This is a genomic window from Sphingomonas sp. Leaf339 (assembly GCF_001426195.1).
Taxonomy (GTDB): Bacteria; Pseudomonadota; Alphaproteobacteria; order Sphingomonadales; family Sphingomonadaceae; genus Sphingomonas.
Map to the genome: position 1 here is coordinate 15,918 of NZ_LMRS01000060.1, position 14,939 is coordinate 30,856.

At 64.4% G+C, this 14,939-nt stretch carries 11 protein-coding genes, 2 pseudogenes and 1 other annotated feature; of the genes and pseudogenes, 2 read left to right on the forward strand and 11 right to left on the reverse strand.

Annotated features, from left to right (window positions below; all coding sequences use genetic code 11):
- Positions 1-57: 57 nt before the first annotated feature.
- From ASG67_RS17240 to ASG67_RS17265, 6 genes and pseudogenes are all read right to left on the reverse strand, one after another.
- Positions 58-309, reverse strand: coding sequence for a hypothetical protein (locus ASG67_RS17240; protein WP_056532748.1), 252 nt, complete (start codon positions 307-309; stop codon positions 58-60).
- A gap of 76 nt (positions 310-385) precedes the next feature.
- Positions 386-1,687: a glycoside hydrolase family 130 protein gene (locus tag ASG67_RS17245; RefSeq protein WP_056532968.1), complete on the reverse strand. Its 1,302-nt coding sequence runs from the start codon at positions 1,685-1,687 to the stop codon at positions 386-388.
- Between the two features lie 70 nt (positions 1,688-1,757).
- Positions 1,758-3,047 (reverse strand): cation:proton antiporter, encoded by a 1,290-nt coding sequence (locus ASG67_RS17250; RefSeq protein ID WP_056532750.1) that lies wholly within the window; start codon positions 3,045-3,047, stop codon positions 1,758-1,760.
- A 215-nt stretch (positions 3,048-3,262) separates the two neighbouring features.
- Positions 3,263-3,373, reverse strand: a pseudogene (locus ASG67_RS19920) (PEPxxWA-CTERM sorting domain-containing protein); the annotation flags it as partial.
- A gap of 907 nt (positions 3,374-4,280) precedes the next feature.
- Complete coding sequence (locus tag ASG67_RS17260) at positions 4,281-5,330, reverse strand: NAD(P)H-dependent flavin oxidoreductase (protein WP_056532756.1); 1,050 nt, start codon at positions 5,328-5,330, stop codon at positions 4,281-4,283.
- A gap of 52 nt (positions 5,331-5,382) precedes the next feature.
- Positions 5,383-8,529 carry a helicase-related protein gene (locus ASG67_RS17265; protein WP_056532760.1) on the reverse strand — a complete coding sequence of 1,049 codons (3,147 nt, stop codon included), beginning with the start codon at positions 8,527-8,529 and terminating at the stop codon, positions 5,383-5,385.
- 177 nt (positions 8,530-8,706) lie between these two features.
- Positions 8,707-8,762, forward strand: a sequence feature (sul1 is cis-regulatory element that is thought to sense ions involved in sulfur or methionine metabolism; They are found in Alphaproteobacteria).
- Positions 8,763-8,838: 76 nt separating this feature from the next.
- Here ASG67_RS17265 and ASG67_RS17270 point away from each other — a divergent pair.
- Positions 8,839-10,320, forward strand: a complete 1,482-nt coding sequence (locus tag ASG67_RS17270; protein WP_056532972.1) for a SulP family inorganic anion transporter — start codon at positions 8,839-8,841, stop codon at positions 10,318-10,320.
- Between the two features lie 203 nt (positions 10,321-10,523).
- A complete protein-coding gene (locus ASG67_RS17275; RefSeq protein ID WP_156460899.1) occupies positions 10,524-10,691 on the forward strand; it encodes a hypothetical protein in 168 nt (55 codons plus the stop codon).
- Between the two features lie 9 nt (positions 10,692-10,700).
- Here ASG67_RS17275 and ASG67_RS17280 read toward each other — a convergent pair whose 3' ends face one another.
- The 5 genes and pseudogenes from ASG67_RS17280 to ASG67_RS17300 all read right to left on the reverse strand — a co-directional run bounded on the left by ASG67_RS17280 (position 10,701) and on the right by ASG67_RS17300 (position 14,932).
- Positions 10,701-10,931: a hypothetical protein gene (locus ASG67_RS17280; protein WP_056532768.1), complete on the reverse strand. Its 231-nt coding sequence runs from the start codon at positions 10,929-10,931 to the stop codon at positions 10,701-10,703.
- A gap of 47 nt (positions 10,932-10,978) precedes the next feature.
- On the reverse strand, positions 10,979-11,245 hold the full coding sequence (locus ASG67_RS17285) for a hypothetical protein (protein ID WP_056532771.1): 267 nt from the start codon (positions 11,243-11,245) through the stop codon (positions 10,979-10,981).
- Positions 11,246-12,060: 815 nt separating this feature from the next.
- Positions 12,061-13,115: pseudogene (locus ASG67_RS19295) on the reverse strand (IS3 family transposase); the annotation flags it as partial.
- Between the two features lie 130 nt (positions 13,116-13,245).
- Entirely contained in the window at positions 13,246-14,055 is an 810-nt protein-coding gene (locus ASG67_RS18610; protein ID WP_082543628.1) for an SGNH/GDSL hydrolase family protein, read from the reverse strand.
- Between the two features lie 217 nt (positions 14,056-14,272).
- Positions 14,273-14,932: an alpha/beta fold hydrolase gene (locus ASG67_RS17300; protein WP_082543629.1), complete on the reverse strand. Its 660-nt coding sequence runs from the start codon at positions 14,930-14,932 to the stop codon at positions 14,273-14,275.
- Between the last annotated feature and the right edge of the window lie 7 nt (positions 14,933-14,939).

Here is a 14,939-nt window from a genome sequence, read left to right on the forward strand (position 1 = left end):
AGAGTGTCAAATCCCGCCCGGTATCTATCATCGCCGGGCGGTGTAGGACAGCGGCGGTCAATCAGCCTTGGCGTTCCGGGTCTTGGCGTTTTCGGTGCGGGCGCCGACGATCATCTTGCGAGCGATGGCGCGCACCGCCTCGTCGTCCTTGCTGTCGTCGTGCGCCGGGTCGCCGAGATGGTCCAGGCTGCCCTCGATCATATCGAGCAGGCCGGGATGCTTGCCCTCGACATATTCGATCAGCTTGAACAGCACATGCTCGACCGCGATTTCGCGGCGTCGGGCCTGGATGGCGGTGTCGTCGGTCATCGGGTGTGTTCCTTATGGGCAGGTTTGCGGAGAAAGCGATCGGTGACGCCAGAATATCCCTGGCGACCGGGACCATTCACGCCGGCACCATCGCCGACAGGATGTCGTCCACCTGCCCCACTGCGAAGGCCGAATATTCGTCGCCGATCGCATAGGGCAACAGGATGCGCCGCCCGTGCAGCATCCCGCCGCAGCTATAGGTGACGTTGGGCACATACCCGCCGCGCTGCTCCGCGCTGGGGAACAGCAAGGGCGACGGCGTGCGCATCAGTACCTTCGACGGATCATCCTTGTCGAGCAGGCAGGCGCCGACGCAATACCCGCGCACCATGCCGACGCCGTGAGTGAAGACCAGCCAGCCCTCGTCGATCTCGATCGGGGATCCGCAATTGCCCAGCTGCACGAATTCCCACGAATATTTCGGCGCCATGATCGGTGTGCCGGTTTCCCAGCTGTAAAGATCGTCGGAGCGAAGCAGCCAGATATTCTCGTTGTCCTGCCGGCCCAGCATCACGAACCGGCCGTCGATCCGGCGGGGGAACAGCGCCATGCCTTTGTACCCGGTCATCGCGCCGGTCAGCGGCCGCATCTCGACCGTACGCAGATCGACGCCGCGCAGCATCTCCTGGCGCGCATCCTTGCCGTCGTACGCGGTGTAGGTGCCGATGATGCTGCGCACGCCGTCATGATCGGTAAAGTTGACGAGACGCAGATCCTCCACCCCCTGGCGCTGGCTGGGCAGGATGGGGAAGATGATCGTCTCCGACACGTCTTCGCTGTCGGCACACACCAGCCGTATCCAGTTGTCGTCCTGCCGGTCGATCCGGGGCGGTACCGCTTCCTGACTGGGCGGATCGATCACCAGCTGGTCGGGCTGCCCGTCCCTGGCCGGCACCCATTCGCCGGTGCGGAAGGTGATCGACGAGATATGTCCCTCGCCGATCCCGCGCAGTGACAGGATGAAGCGGACCGCCCCCGGCTGCGAGGGTTCCTCCTCGGTCAGCGCGACGACGCTGGGGTTGAACAGCGCGGCGGATTCAAAGGCATATTCCTGGCTGAAATACGCGCCGATCAGCAGCCGTTCGTCATCGTCGAAGTCGCCGGCGCCGATATCGCCGCGTACTTCCTCGAACCGGCGCATCAGCACCTGTTCGACATTGCGGTGCCGCTCCCCCATCGATGCCAGCAGCAACTCGCGCATCCGCGCGCGCATCGCCGGATCAAGTGCCTGCACCCGGTCCACCACCACCTCCGGCCGGGGCGGATGATCGCCGGAAAAGGCACTCGGATAGCCGAAGCTGAACGGCCGGATCACGGTGCGCGAGGGATCGGGTTTCAACTCGATATCGAGCGTCGTGAAGACTTCGGCTGCGTTCATCGGCATCGGTCCTTGATGGCGGTATCGCGAACGGACGTGCGCGATGGAATGCGTAACGGTGTGGGGCGGTTCATGATCCCGCCCCCATCACCGGATCGTCGCGATCGGGGTCGCGGCCCTGTTGTTGGTCGAGCGCGCGCATGATCGGCGTCACCGTCAACCCGTGCAGCACGATCGAGAACAGCACCACCAGCCCGACCAGCCCCCACAACCGCTCACCATCGAACCCGTCGATATGGTTCAGGCCGTACGCGAGGTAATAGATCGTGCCGACACCACGGATGCCGAAGAACGCGAGCGTCAGCTTTTCCGACCGGTCCGCGCGGTGCCCGATCAGCCCGATCAGCCCCGTCACCGGCCGCACGACCAGCAGGATGACGAGCGCGACGCCCGCTTCGATCCACGACACCGACGAGAACAGGCCGCTGACCAGCGCCCCGCCGAACAGCAGCAGCAGGACCATCATCGCCAGCCGTTCGATCTGCTCGGTCACGTCATGCATGTCGTGGTGGAAATCATGCTGGCGATGCGTGTTGCGGAACGTCAGCGCGGTCACGAACACGGCGAGGAAGCCGTAGCAATGGATGATCTCGGTAAAGCCGTACGAGATGCACGTCGCGGCCAGTGCGATCAGCCCGTCGCCGGTCTGCGCCAGCTTGCTCTCGGCCGAGACATGGAAGGTCAGCCAGCCGAACAGCCGCCCGATCGCCCAGCCTGCCCCGATGCCGGCGAATACCTCCCACAGCACACGGTATGTCAGCCATTCGCCGAACCATCCCTCGTGCGTGCCCGCCACAGTCGCTAGTGCGACGGCGAGATGCACGAAGGGAAAGGCGAACCCGTCGTTCAGCCCCGCCTCCGACGTCAGGCCGAAGCGCACCTCGTCCTCGTCGCCGGTCTTCGGCGGGCCGACCTGAATATCGGAGGCCAGCACCGGATCTGTCGGCGCCAGGCTGGCGGCGAGCAGCAGCGCGATCGCCCAGGGCAGGCCCATGCCGAACGCGGTGACGACGGTGATGGCCAGGATGCCAAGCGGCATGGTGATGCCCAGCAGCCGCCACGTCACCGCCCAGTCGCGCCAGCGGAACACACGGTCGATCTTCAGCCCCGCGCCCATCAGCGCGATGATGACGACGAACTCCGCGAACCGCTCGGTAATCTCGGGATACAGGTACGGCAGCGGCCTGAGCGTCACCTGCGGCAACGAGAACAGGGCCGCACCCAGCGCCATGCACACGATCGGCAACGACAGCGGCAGTTTGCGCAGCACCAGTGGCAACCACACCACCAAAGCGGTGAGCAGGCCGAACCCGGTGAGCATCAGGATATAGGGGTCGGGCAGCCAATCGGCAGGAATCATGAATATCGAACGAGTGGGTGGCATGATCGGGCGCAGCCGATTGGACGACCCGGGTTCGATGATGATGACACCGGGGTGCGATGATCCCCGGTGTCATGGGATCGAGGTCGGATGTTGGGTCGATTGCAGACAGTCGGCGGTCAGACCGCCTCTAAGCAAAAGGCCGCCGGATTGCTCCGACGGCCCTCGCATCACCTGACGGGAGTATCAATCTGTCAGGCGTAGACGATATTGGTTTTACGTCGGCGATAGCGAGCCACACTTGCGACCATGCCGAAGCCGACTAGCATCATGGCCCAAGTGCCGGGCTCAGGCACGGCTGTGATCGTGAATGTCACTGCTCTGCTCTCTCCGATCCCTGGATACCCAATGGCAGGAGCGATGGTGCAGTCGGTCGCATCGCCGGCGCCGCTAGAGGCGCTGCATGTTTCCATTCCGAACAGGGCATAGGTGCGAACGCTGGTTTTGAAGAGTAACCCCCCGCTGTCGAGGAACGGCGCAGCTCCGCTTGGATAGAGGAGATTGGTGGCCCAGTAGGGAGCGGCGTTCGGATCCGCCTTAACCAGCGACACATCGCGGAGCGTGGAACCCCGGCTGGCGAACTTGCCGGTCATCGCCGTCACAAGATAGCCGGAACCTGACTGACCGGAAATGGGATCGTCCAGCTTGTCATAGATGAACGGAGTGTCCGTCGTCGTCAGTTGGCCCGAGCCGGTGAATGCCCCCGAGATCTTCCAGTTGAATACGGCCGCCTGAGCTGACGTCGTGCCGAACGAGAACACGGCTACAGCCGCCAGGTGAATTGCCTTCATGATTATTGACCCCCCAGTTTACCGCCGCAGACACCGCCCCCCGCGCATGTCCCAATGTTCAACGCGCCGTTAACTGCGGTCGCGACTGCTGTCGCGCCTCGATCCACCGGTTGGGACGCGAGGCATCATGCTGTGGGATTCCACGTCAAACGGCTTGCGTCGAAGCCTTGCCTCGGAAGAGCAGAGTGGCTTCCAGGCGCGATTCATTCCTTCCCGAGACCCAGTCGATTAGGAAATTGCGAACCTCGGTCATCTCTAGAGAGCTGCCCTAACGCCCTGGCCATGTCCGTTATTGGGATCGGCAAACCAAGCCGCCACGTCCGGCTTTAGGCGACTTTCGCCGGGCCGCTTTGGATCGATGCCAATCGGCAGCGGCTAACGTTGCGATAGGGTGGAAAGCAGACATCCAGCGACGCCGAGCTTACCCAGTTGTCGCTTCCCGCCACAATAATCCGAGCAGATCAGCCGCGGGCATAGCGCGATGAAGAGGAGCACCTTGGCCCGCCCATTGTGCGCCGAAGCCGTTCTCCCCCTTGGCCTTGGCCGCCGTGTTCAGCGCTTTCCCGGCGTCATACGCAATCGGATAGGCTGGAACTGCAACCTTGGCCGACGCGCCCCATTCCGTGAACCGGTTAGCAATGCAACGCGCAGGCCGACCGGAGATTGCGTGCGTCATGATCGTGTGGCTGGCACCAGTAGCGGACAGTGCGGCGCGATACGCTTCATCTGCGCCGCTCTCTGGGCAAGCAATGAAAGCTGTGCCGAGTTGCGCCGCTATGGCACCAAGGTTCAGTGTCGCGCGGATGCCTTGACCGTCCATGATACCGCCTGCGGCGACGACGGGGATGCTGGCCTGTCTCACCAGCAACCTTGTTAGTGCAGCCATTCCAAGCTGATCGTCGAGCCCTGAGGGATCGAACACGCCCCGATGGCCACCCGCCTCCCAGCCCTGCGCTACGACGACGTCGATCCCCGCAGCCTCGATGCTCCGCGCCTCGTCAGGGCTTGTTGCGGAAGCAAGCAGCAAACAGCCGACGTTCTTCAGCGCGTTGATGCGGTCCGATGATGGGACGCCAAAGTGGAAGCTGATGACAGGCGGCGCAGCCTCCACGAGCATCGCCAACATATCATCATCATCGGCAAAGCTGGTGTAAATCGTCTTGAGAGTGTCGGGTGGCGTGGAACCGAAGCGCTGGAACAGGGGGCGAAGTGCCTCGAGCCACCGCGTCTCGTTCGCTGCGTCCGGTTTCGCTGTTGCATGAACGAATAGGTTCACGTTGAATGCGCGCTCGGTAAGAGCGCGCGTGGCATCGATCATGCTTCGAGCAGCAGTAGCATCGACTGCGCCAATCCCGATTGAGCCGAGGCCACCCGCATTTGAAATTGCTGCGGCCAACTTCGGCGTGGAAACCCCTGCCATGGGCGCTTGTATGATGGGAACGGCCATGCCGAGTTGCTGGAGCAAGGTCATTGGAAGCCTATGCGCTCCGCTACGATTGTCTGCAATTAGGCGTGAACCGTCATCACCCATCCCCCCGCAACTCGTCCAGCACGTCGCGCAGGCGTTCGATGCGCGTGGCGGGATCGTCGATGCGTTCGCGTAGCAGCCAGCGGTTCTTCACCTGTTCGAACGGGGCGGGCAGCGTGGCCTTCGGGTCGGCCAGCGTCAGGGCGATGGCGGCGGGGCCGGCGTCGATCTGGCGGACGCCGGCCGACGCGGCCAGCGCGGCGATGCAGGCGGTGTCAAGCAGGCGGACGGCCGGGGCCGGCATCGGTCCGAACCGATCCTCCAGTTCCGCCTGGAACCGGTCGATCGCGCCGACGCCGTCCAGATGCGCCAGCTCACCATACAGCGACAGGCGCAGGTCGGGCTCGGGTATCCAGTCATCCGGCAGGCGCCCTGCCGCGCCCAGCGATAGCGTCGGTTGCCAGCGGTCCGCCGCCTCGCCGCGCGCCGCTTGCAACGCATGACCGAGCAGGTGCTGGTACAGGTCGATGCCGATCAGCTTCATGTGACCGGCCTGTTCCTCGCCGATCAGGTCGCCGGCGCCGCGCATATCGAGATCGCGCGCACTGATCGCGAAACCGGCGCCAAGATGATCGAGCGCCTGTAGCGTGCGCAGTCGCTTCAGCGTCGCCTCTGCGATGGTGGCGTCGCCATCGGTGGTGAGCATGATCTGCCCGCGCCGCCCGCCGCGCCCCACCCGGCCGCGCAGCTGGTGCAGCTGCGACAGGCCGAAACGGTCGGCGTGGTGGACGATCATCGTGTTGGCGCGCGGCACGTCCAGCCCCGCCTCGATGATGTTGGTCGCCAGCAGCACGTCGCCATCGCCGGCCGCGAAGCCCGCCATCGCCTCGTCCAGCTCGCCCGCGCCCATCCTGCCGTGGGCGACGACCAGACCGAGCGCGGGGACCAGCCGGCGCAATGTTGCGGCCATCGCGTCGATATCCTCGATCCGCGGCACCACGACGAAGCTCTGCCCGCCGCTCGCCCGTTCGCGCAGCAGGGCTTTCCGCACATCGTCGTCGGCGAAGGGCGCGACGGTGGTGCGGATCGGCTGGCGGCGCGCGGGCGGCGTCGCGATGACCGAGATCGCCTGCAACCCGACCAGCGCGGATTGCAGCGTGCGCGGGATCGGCGTGGCGCTCAGCGTCAGGACATGACCGGCACCCAGATCGCGCAGGCTCGCCTTGGCGGCCGCGCCGAAACGCTGTTCCTCGTCGATCACCACCAGCGCCAGATCAGCATAGCGCACCGATTTCGCCGCGACCGCCGCGGTGCCGACCACGACGTGGATCGTGCCGTCGACCAGCCCCGCACACACGCGCTTGCGCTCGGCCGGGGTCGACAGGCGCGACAGGGCGGCGACCTCGATACCCGCGAAGCGCCGGCGGATGGTGTCGAGATGCTGGCGCACCAGCACCGTCGTCGGTGCGACGATCGCCACCTGTCGACCGCTGAGCGCGACGAGCGCGGCCGCGCGCAACGCCACCTCGGTCTTGCCATACCCGACATCGCCGACGACCAGCCGGTCCATCGCCCGCCCGCTCGCCAGATCGCTGCGCACCGCCGCGATGGCGCGTGCCTGATCGGCGGTTTCGGTGAAGGGGAAACCGGCTGCGAAGCGTTCATAGGCGGCATTGTCTGGGACGATTGGATCGACCGTCCGTGCCTCCCGCTCCGCCGCCAGCGAGGCCAGCGTGCGGGCGCTTTCCGCGATGGCGGCATCGATCGCCGCGCGCCGTTTGATCCAGCTCGCGCCGTCCAGCGTGTCGAGCGTCACCGCGTCGCGATCGGCGCCGTATCGCCAGATGCGGTTCGCTTCCTCCACCGGCACCAGCCGGCGCGCGGCCTTGGCATATTCCAGCACGATGTGGTCGCCGGTTTCCTGTGTCTCCAGCCCGACGACGCTGCCGATGCCGTGATCCTCGTGCACCACGATATCGCCGATGTGCAGTTCGGTGCCTTGCGCGAAGCCGGCGCCGATCGTGGTCGGGGCGTCGTCTCCTTGCGCGCGACTGCCGAGCAGATCCGCCGCAGCGACCACCACGGCATCATCGATCGTGAAACCACGCTCGACCGGGGCGGCAAGCAGGGACAATGTGCCGACCGGTGTCGCCATCGCCTCCGCCAGCGAGGCGACGGGCGTGGCGGGGGTGCCGATGCGGCTGGCGAGGAAACTCAGGTCGCGCGGCGAGCCGGCCAGCACCAGCCGCCCCTCCGCCAGTGCCGCCTTCGCGAAGCGGCGGAACGCGCGCACCGGGTCGGTCCGCTCGACGAAGCGGGGCGGCGCGGCGTCCGTTTCCCAGTCCAGTATCACCAGACGGTCCGCGACCGCCTTGTCCAACGCCTTGGCATCGACCAGTTCGGCCGCGATCCGTCGCCGGGGTGCGCCATCGCCGGCCAGCGCCAGGAAGCGGTTGCGCCGGTCGATTGCGGCGGGTTCGATCAGGATTGCGGCATCCGGCAGATGGTCGGTGATCGCGACACCCTTGCCCCCGCCCGCGCCGAGCGCCGGCTCGCTGGCGCGGCCGATGACGACGCTGTCGATCGCCTCGATACCCAGCTGCGTGACGGGGTCATAGGCGCGCAGACCGGTCACGACGCCATCGGCGAATTCGATGCGCGCCGGCGTGGTGCGATCGGCGGGGAAGATGTCGATCACCGTGCCGCGAAGGGCGATCTCGCCCGGCTCGTCGACGCGGTCGTCGTTGGTGTAACCCAGCGACTCTGCGAGCGCAGGAAAGGCGTCGATGTCGATCGCATCGCCGATCGCGAAGGCGGGCGGTTGTTCGTCGAACGCGGCTGGCGCGGGATAGCGCACCGCGCTGGCATCCGCCGACAGGATGACGACGATCCGCGTGTCCATGCCTTCCGTCTCGGCCAGCCGTAACTGGCGCAGCGCCGCGACCCGCCGACCGACATTGCCCGCCGATGGCGGTGCCGCCTCACCCGGCAACGCATCGCTGGAGATCAGGTGGACGACCACCGCATCGGGCGCGAAGGCCGCGACGGCCTTGGCGATCGCCTCGCCCCGCTGGCCGTCCTGCGCGACCAGCATCACCCGCCGGTCGTCCCGCAACGCCACCCGCGCCGCGATCGCCGCGATCGCATCGGCCGTCGCCACGGCCTCGCCGGGCAGGACGGTATCGGGGGTGCGTTTCAGCATGGGTTCCTCTCACGCCCTCGAAAGGGGCTGATCGGACAACCGGTGCGCGGCGCCCGACGTTCCGGCGCGCGGGCCGGATTTGTCGTGTAATCGATGCAGGTTACTCGCTTTCCCCAAAGAAGGACCGGGGCGGACGGTTGCGCCCCGCCGCGATCCGGGTTAGCTGGCCGGCATTCGCCTGGACCCGGTGCAATTCCGGGTGGCTATTCCGGCCGCCGATCCGCCGGACAACGCTAAATCCGCTGCCGACATTTTCCACCGTGCTTTGCCGCGGTGTCGTTCGGCGCGGTCGATGCGGACCGTTTATCCATGAATACCCTATCTCTCTCCCGCTACCGGACCGAATGGTTCAGCGGCATCGGCCAGGCCCGGCGCGATATCCTGGCCGGCATGGTCGGCACCTTCGCGCTGATCCCGGAGGTCATCGCCTTTTCGTTCGTCGCCGGCATCGATCCCGAGGTCGGCCTGTTCGCGTCATTCGTGATCGGCATCGTCATCGCCGTCGCAGGCGGGCGCCCGGCGATGATTTCCGGTGCGGCGGGATCGGTCGCGCTGGTCGCGGCCGCGCTCGTCCATGCGCATGGCCTGCCCTATCTGCTCGCCGCGACGTTGCTGGCCGGCGTCTTCCAGATCGTGTTCGGGCTGTTGAAGCTCAATGTGCTGATGCGCTTCGTCTCGCGGTCGGTGCGCACCGGGTTCGTCAACGCGCTGGCGATCCTGATCTTCTCGGCGCAGTTGCCGCAGCTGATCGGTGTCACCTGGCACAGCTATGCGATGATCGCGCTGGGCCTCGCCATCATCTATCTGTTGCCGCGCATCACGACGGCGATCCCGTCGCCGCTGATCTGCATCGTCGTGCTGACCGCGATCGCCGCTTTCGTGCCGATGCCGCTGCGCGTGGTGGCCGACCTCGGCCGCCTGCCGGACGGATTGCCCGTGCTGGCGCTGCCGCACCTGCCGATCGCGTGGGAAACGCTGGCGATCATCGCGCCCTATGCCTTGGCGATGGCGGCGGTCGGCCTGCTGGAATCGATGATGACCGCCAGCGTCGTCGATGACCTGACCGAGACGACCAGTTCAAAGGCGCGCGAGTGTACCGGCCTGGGCCTCGCCAATATCGCGGCCGGGATGTTCGGCGGGATCGCCGGCTGCGGCATGATCGGCCAGACCGTCGGCAACGTCCGCTATGGCGGGCGCGGGCGGTTGTCGACGCTGGTCGCGGGCGTGTTCCTGCTGGTGGTGATGGTGCCGCTCAGGCCATGGGTCGCGCAGGTGCCGGTCGCGGCACTGGTGGCGATCATGGTGATGGTGTCGATCAGCACCTTCTCGTGGGGATCGTTGCGCGATCTGGGCCGGCATCCCAAGGTGTCGGGCATCGTCATGCTGGCGACCGTCGCGGTGACGGTCGCGACGCACGACCTGTCGGCTGGCGTCATCGTCGGCGTGCTGTTGAGCGGCGTGTTCTTCGCGTTCAAGGTGACGCGCCTGATGGACGTGGCGGTCGATTACGACGCGGCTACCGACACGCGGTTGTACCAGGTGTCGGGTCAGGTGTTCTTCGCCAGTGCCGACATCTTCGGCGACCGTTTCGACCTGCGCGACACGGCGCGTCGCGCGCGGATCGACCTGACCCACGCGCATCTGTGGGACATCACCGCCGTCGGCGCGCTGGAGGATGTGGTGTCCAAGATGCGCCGCCACGCCATGACGGTCGAGGTCGTCGGCCTGAACGAGGCAAGCGCGATATTGGTCGACCGCCATGCGCCGTTGATGCGGGAGGTGGGGGTGTAAGGGGCATGGGTCGATCCCCATCGGCTTGGTGCTCCGCTGGCCAAAGTGGCGGCTGCAAGCCCGCCTCCACAACGTCCGCGGCTAACCAAACCCAGCTATCATTCTGAGTGTGCCCGCAAAATGATGCGGTATCCCCTCACACACGGCCCCATTTTCCCCTTATCCGCGTTGAAGCATTCGTGCTGGCGAACGGGAAAACGACGATGACGGCCTCACCCTTTCTGGACGACCCCGGCGAAGAGTTCGCCCGGCAGATCGCGCTGGCAGTGGCCTCGCCTATCGAGGACGTGCGCGCGATGCATATCCGGGCGGCCGAGCATTTCGCAGCGCTGGCAAAGGCCAGCCGGTTGCCCCTGCCACCCAGGAAATAGACGGGGCGATCAGCCGGGCGTGACGATCGGGTGATCCAGTCGCATCCGGTCCAGCAACCGTTCGACACGGTCGTTCTCGCGGTAATCGCCCGACGGGGCCAGCGACCAGTTGCAATGCGCGTGCGTCGCCAGATCGTGCAGGCGCAGCGACCCGACCACGATCCGCCAGCGCCGGCGCAGGCCGCCATGCTCCCTGAGCAGCGTCGAGACGATCAGATCCTGTAGCTCGCTGGCGGTCATTCCCGCGCCTGTCGCCGCTGTCGCCTCGCTTGGCAAGCGCGCGCGGTTCAGTCGTCGTCGGGCGTCAGGCGTTCCGACAATTCCATCAGTTGCCTCGCCGCATCCCGGTCGGCCGGGTCCTTGAACGCGACGTCCAGATCGGGCGCGGCATCCAGCATGAACAGCAGCGTCCACAGCGCGAAGCGCCGCGCACGGTCACGTTCCAGCCCCAGATCGACCCGTGCATGCTCGATCCCCGCCGCCATCGCCGTCGCCGGCACCGTGGCCAGATCGGCGGTGCCAAAATAGCGGCGCATCTGATCGTCCAGGTCCATCGCCCCCGTTTAACGGGTTGCGGCGCGGCGAAAACTATAAAAAGTCGATACGGTCATATCGCATTCGGTAAGACTGTTTTATTTGATTAATAAAATGAGTTCGATAGAATATTTCACCCGTCATGAGCGATTCTTGGTTAAATAATTTACAACTTCCACCGGTAAATTATATCTCATTATAGAACAATATCTGGATCATTTAAGAAAAGTATTTGCCGGAATGAGCGTGCGTGTCGCTTGTTGCACCCAGCACGGCATCAGCGGTAACCAGGTATTTACCTAGCGCCGACCGATGGATCACGGATCGCTGACTGCCGCGACAGCCGGCGAGGACGTGGGCCGGCGGTCGAGCACCGAACCTTGGAGAAGCAGGTGAGCGAGCTGCAGCGACTGCTCGGCAGAAGGCCTTGGAGAATAAGCTGCTCCGCGAAGCCGTATCCCAGGCTACAGGCCAAAAAATGCTGCTGCGATTGTCTGGTCAAACCAGATTCGTAGCGTATCGACCATACGGGTCTTCGAACGCTCCCGCCTGGAGTCCAATCAAAGCGGGAGCGTGAAGGTATTTCCTGATGGGAGTACCCAAAAATAATCCTAATCTTGTATTCCAATTTTACAATCGGAATTTACGCTTTGCGGTCCGATGGGCACGGTTTGAGGGTGCAGAGTCATCGCTTAAGGGTGTAAGACTATTTTTTGGAAGACGCGCTATTATAGGGTGATCGGGGGCACAGGACTGCCGGTAACCTACTCCCCGTTTTCAGGCCGCTGATAACTTAGCTTCGTTGTAGTCCGTCCGCATGCCTCGATGATCCGTTCGCTGCAGCCAGCGATAGGAACAGATGCTCATTCAGGCACTTGTCGCGTAAGCGACCATTAAAGCTTTCGAAGAAGCTATTCTGCTGCGGCTTCCCCGGGGCGATGTAGCGCCACTCGACCCCGGTGTCCGGACACCAGGCCAGGACGGCATGACTGGTCAGCTCGGTGCCCCCTTCGACAGGCTCAGCACAGGATTGTTGCTGACCACCACGCACGGCAGCCCGCGACGCTCGGCGATGGCGCTCAGCTCGCGAACAACCCGCCGACCCGACAACGAGGTGTCGACGATGCATCCCAGGCATTCCCAGCTGTCGTCGTCGATAACGTTGAGCATACGGAACCGCCGGCCGCAGGCCAACGAGTCCGACATGAGTCGAGCGACCAGCGCTGATTGGGTTCCTGCGGGATCGCCATCGGCGTCCGCGTTCCCAGCGCACGCTTGCGGCCGCCACGCTTGCGCACCGTCAGCCGCTCCTCCCTGTACAACCGATACACCTTCTTCAAGTTCATGCCTTTCCCCTCGCGCCTGAGCAGGATCGCCAACCGCCAATAGCCGAACCGACGGCGCTCATTGGCGATCTCGCGCATCCGCACGCGGACAGCATCGTCCTCCCTCCGCAGCCATTCCAACGATGCTGCGCATCGCCGGACCCTTGGGCTGCTCCGCCCGCGCAGCGGCTCTGTTGCCATGCCGACCGATTGACCCCGATCAGCCCGCAGGCGCGACGCTCGGAGAAGCCGTGCTCGGCCATCAGCCTCTCCACCGCAGCGTAGCGATCCATAGACCGGGTCAATTTTTCCCCAGCAAATCCTTCAGTGCCACACGTCCAGCATCGACTCCGCCAGCAGCTTCCTTAGTCGTCGGTTTTCATGCGAGCGTCCGCAACCGCGCCGCCTCCGACACAGTCATCCCGCCCTACTTCGACTTCCATTTATAGAAAGTCGCGTCTCTGATCCCGTGCTTGCGGCAAAGGTCCGCCATTTTCACACCAGCCTCATGCTCGCGCAGCAGAACAATGACCTGATCCTCGGTAAAAAGGCCTCGCCGCGTCACTCATCTCCATCTGACGACCTAATTTACCAATGGTATGATTTCCGGGGAGCACGTCAACGCCAGCTGCCGATCCACTCGACCACGCGTTTGGGCACATATTGGGTACCCTTACGATACGGCAAACAGCCCGCTAGCGTGAGGGCGGACGGGGTGAACGCTGTAGGAATGGCCCTAAAACTGTCGCGTTCAGGATCGCTAGGCGCTGTTGTCCTGACAACGAGGGATGGGCGCCGTCAGCGTAAAAGCTTTGGTTGTTCAGGTTGTTACCATCGCCCATTACCGAATCTGCGGCAAGGTCATTGACGGCGTCCGCACCGGCACGATTGGCGCGAACAAGTGTATTATACGCTATGCGTTCCCGCTCCATCACCGAAGTCCATCCTCCGTCTGAACGAGGTAGGATCGTGTCAACGACAACATAGAAGCCAGCTTTGCGTGCATCGGAAACGAATGGGGTCAAGATGGATCGATAGAGAGAACTAGCGTTCGTGCCGTAGTAGAGGTCATTCGTACCTTGCTGAATCAACAGAACGGAGGGTGAGGTAGAACTACGAAAAGGAAAGACCTCGGTCATTCGGTTGCCATAGCCTGTCTGCATAGCCTTCCCAGATACACTAGCGTTCTGGATGGTAATGCCAGCTGAAAAGCCCAGGTGATCTATTGCTGCCCAATCATCGGCCCCAACGCCAACACCAATACTATCACCCGCCTGTACGATGACGCCTGCCGCTGCGGTCTGGCTGGCAACCGATCCGGATGAAGCTGCTGATGTTGGTGTCGATGTTGGCGAAGGGATGGCGGAGGTGGAGCCTACATTTACGACCGCTATGGCGGAGGAAGGGGCAGGTGCTGCGTCGGCCCCACAGCCAGATGACATCGCAACCAGGGTCGCCAAGCCGATTATTTGGTAGATCCTCGACACGAAGTTCATCTGCGACATGACCGATCTCTCATTTCGTTAGACGCGGTGCTGATATCAGATGTACCGAGAGAATGTCTCGCTTATGACACTGGAAATTACATCGGTGATCTGATCCGATAGCCGCTCTCACGCAAAAATCGCCATGACAGCCGCCAAGCTCCAAGCTTTCGGTTCTGAGGTCTATCGCACGCGCAACTATCACGAGTGCTTGATGATCCCTTTCTTCATCTAGCCCTCACTGCAACCACTCACGCAGCAGCATCGTGACCTCGCCCGGCCGCTCCATCGGTGACAGGTGCCCGCAGGAGCGCAGCAGGTGGAAGCGGGCGCCGTCGATCCCGGCGCTGAGCGCACGCGCGTCGTCGGGGGTGCAGATGCGGTCGCGGTCGCCGACCGCGACCAACGTGGGTACGTGGATCGCGGCGATCGCCTCGTTGATGTCGGGGCGGGCGAGCAATGCGCGCTGCTGGCGCTCGAACACCGCCTGTCCCACGCGTTCGGCCATCGCCTGGGCAGGACCGGCGACGATCGCGGTCAGGCGTGGGTCGGCGTGCGGCGCGGTGGCGAGCAGGCCCTGGCCGACGACGGTGCGCGGTCGCACCTCCATTGAGGCGCGCGTGCCGAACAGGGCGATGCGGGTGATCCGGTCGGGTGCCTGCCGCACCATCTCCATCGCGACATAGCCGCCAAGGCTAACGCCGGCGACGGCGAAGCGGGGCGGTGCGTTCGCCAGCACGCGCGTGGCCATCGCCGACAGCGTATCGTCCTGCGACAGGTCGCCGAATTCGGGCTGGGCGAGCTTGGCCAGATCCATGATCTGCCGCGCCCATAGCTGCCCGTCGCAGCCCATGGCCGGCAGCAGGACCAAGGGAGTGGGCATGGGAGGGGTACGCATGGGCGAA

What these genes read in the sequence shown, in the direction of transcription:
- ASG67_RS17270 (WP_056532972.1), top strand. Translation starts at nt 8,839, where the DNA reads ATGAATACCCTATCTCTCTCCCGCTACCGGACCGAATGGTTCAGCGGC.
- ASG67_RS17265 (WP_056532760.1), bottom strand. Translation starts at nt 8,529, where the DNA reads ATGCTGAAACGCACCCCCGATACCGTCCTGCCCGGCGAGGCCGTGGCG.
- ASG67_RS17300 (WP_082543629.1), bottom strand. Translation starts at nt 14,932, where the DNA reads ATGCGTACCCCTCCCATGCCCACTCCCTTGGTCCTGCTGCCGGCCATG.
- ASG67_RS17250 (WP_056532750.1), bottom strand. Translation starts at nt 3,047, where the DNA reads ATGATTCCTGCCGATTGGCTGCCCGACCCCTATATCCTGATGCTCACC.
- ASG67_RS18610 (WP_082543628.1), bottom strand. Translation starts at nt 14,055, where the DNA reads ATGTCGCAGATGAACTTCGTGTCGAGGATCTACCAAATAATCGGCTTG.
- ASG67_RS17245 (WP_056532968.1), bottom strand. Translation starts at nt 1,687, where the DNA reads ATGAACGCAGCCGAAGTCTTCACGACGCTCGATATCGAGTTGAAACCC.
- ASG67_RS17280 (WP_056532768.1), bottom strand. Translation starts at nt 10,931, where the DNA reads ATGACCGCCAGCGAGCTACAGGATCTGATCGTCTCGACGCTGCTCAGG.
- ASG67_RS17285 (WP_056532771.1), bottom strand. Translation starts at nt 11,245, where the DNA reads ATGGACCTGGACGATCAGATGCGCCGCTATTTTGGCACCGCCGATCTG.
- ASG67_RS17260 (WP_056532756.1), bottom strand. Translation starts at nt 5,330, where the DNA reads ATGACCTTGCTCCAGCAACTCGGCATGGCCGTTCCCATCATACAAGCG.
- ASG67_RS17240 (WP_056532748.1), bottom strand. Translation starts at nt 309, where the DNA reads ATGACCGACGACACCGCCATCCAGGCCCGACGCCGCGAAATCGCGGTC.
- ASG67_RS17275 (WP_156460899.1), top strand. Translation starts at nt 10,524, where the DNA reads ATGACGGCCTCACCCTTTCTGGACGACCCCGGCGAAGAGTTCGCCCGG.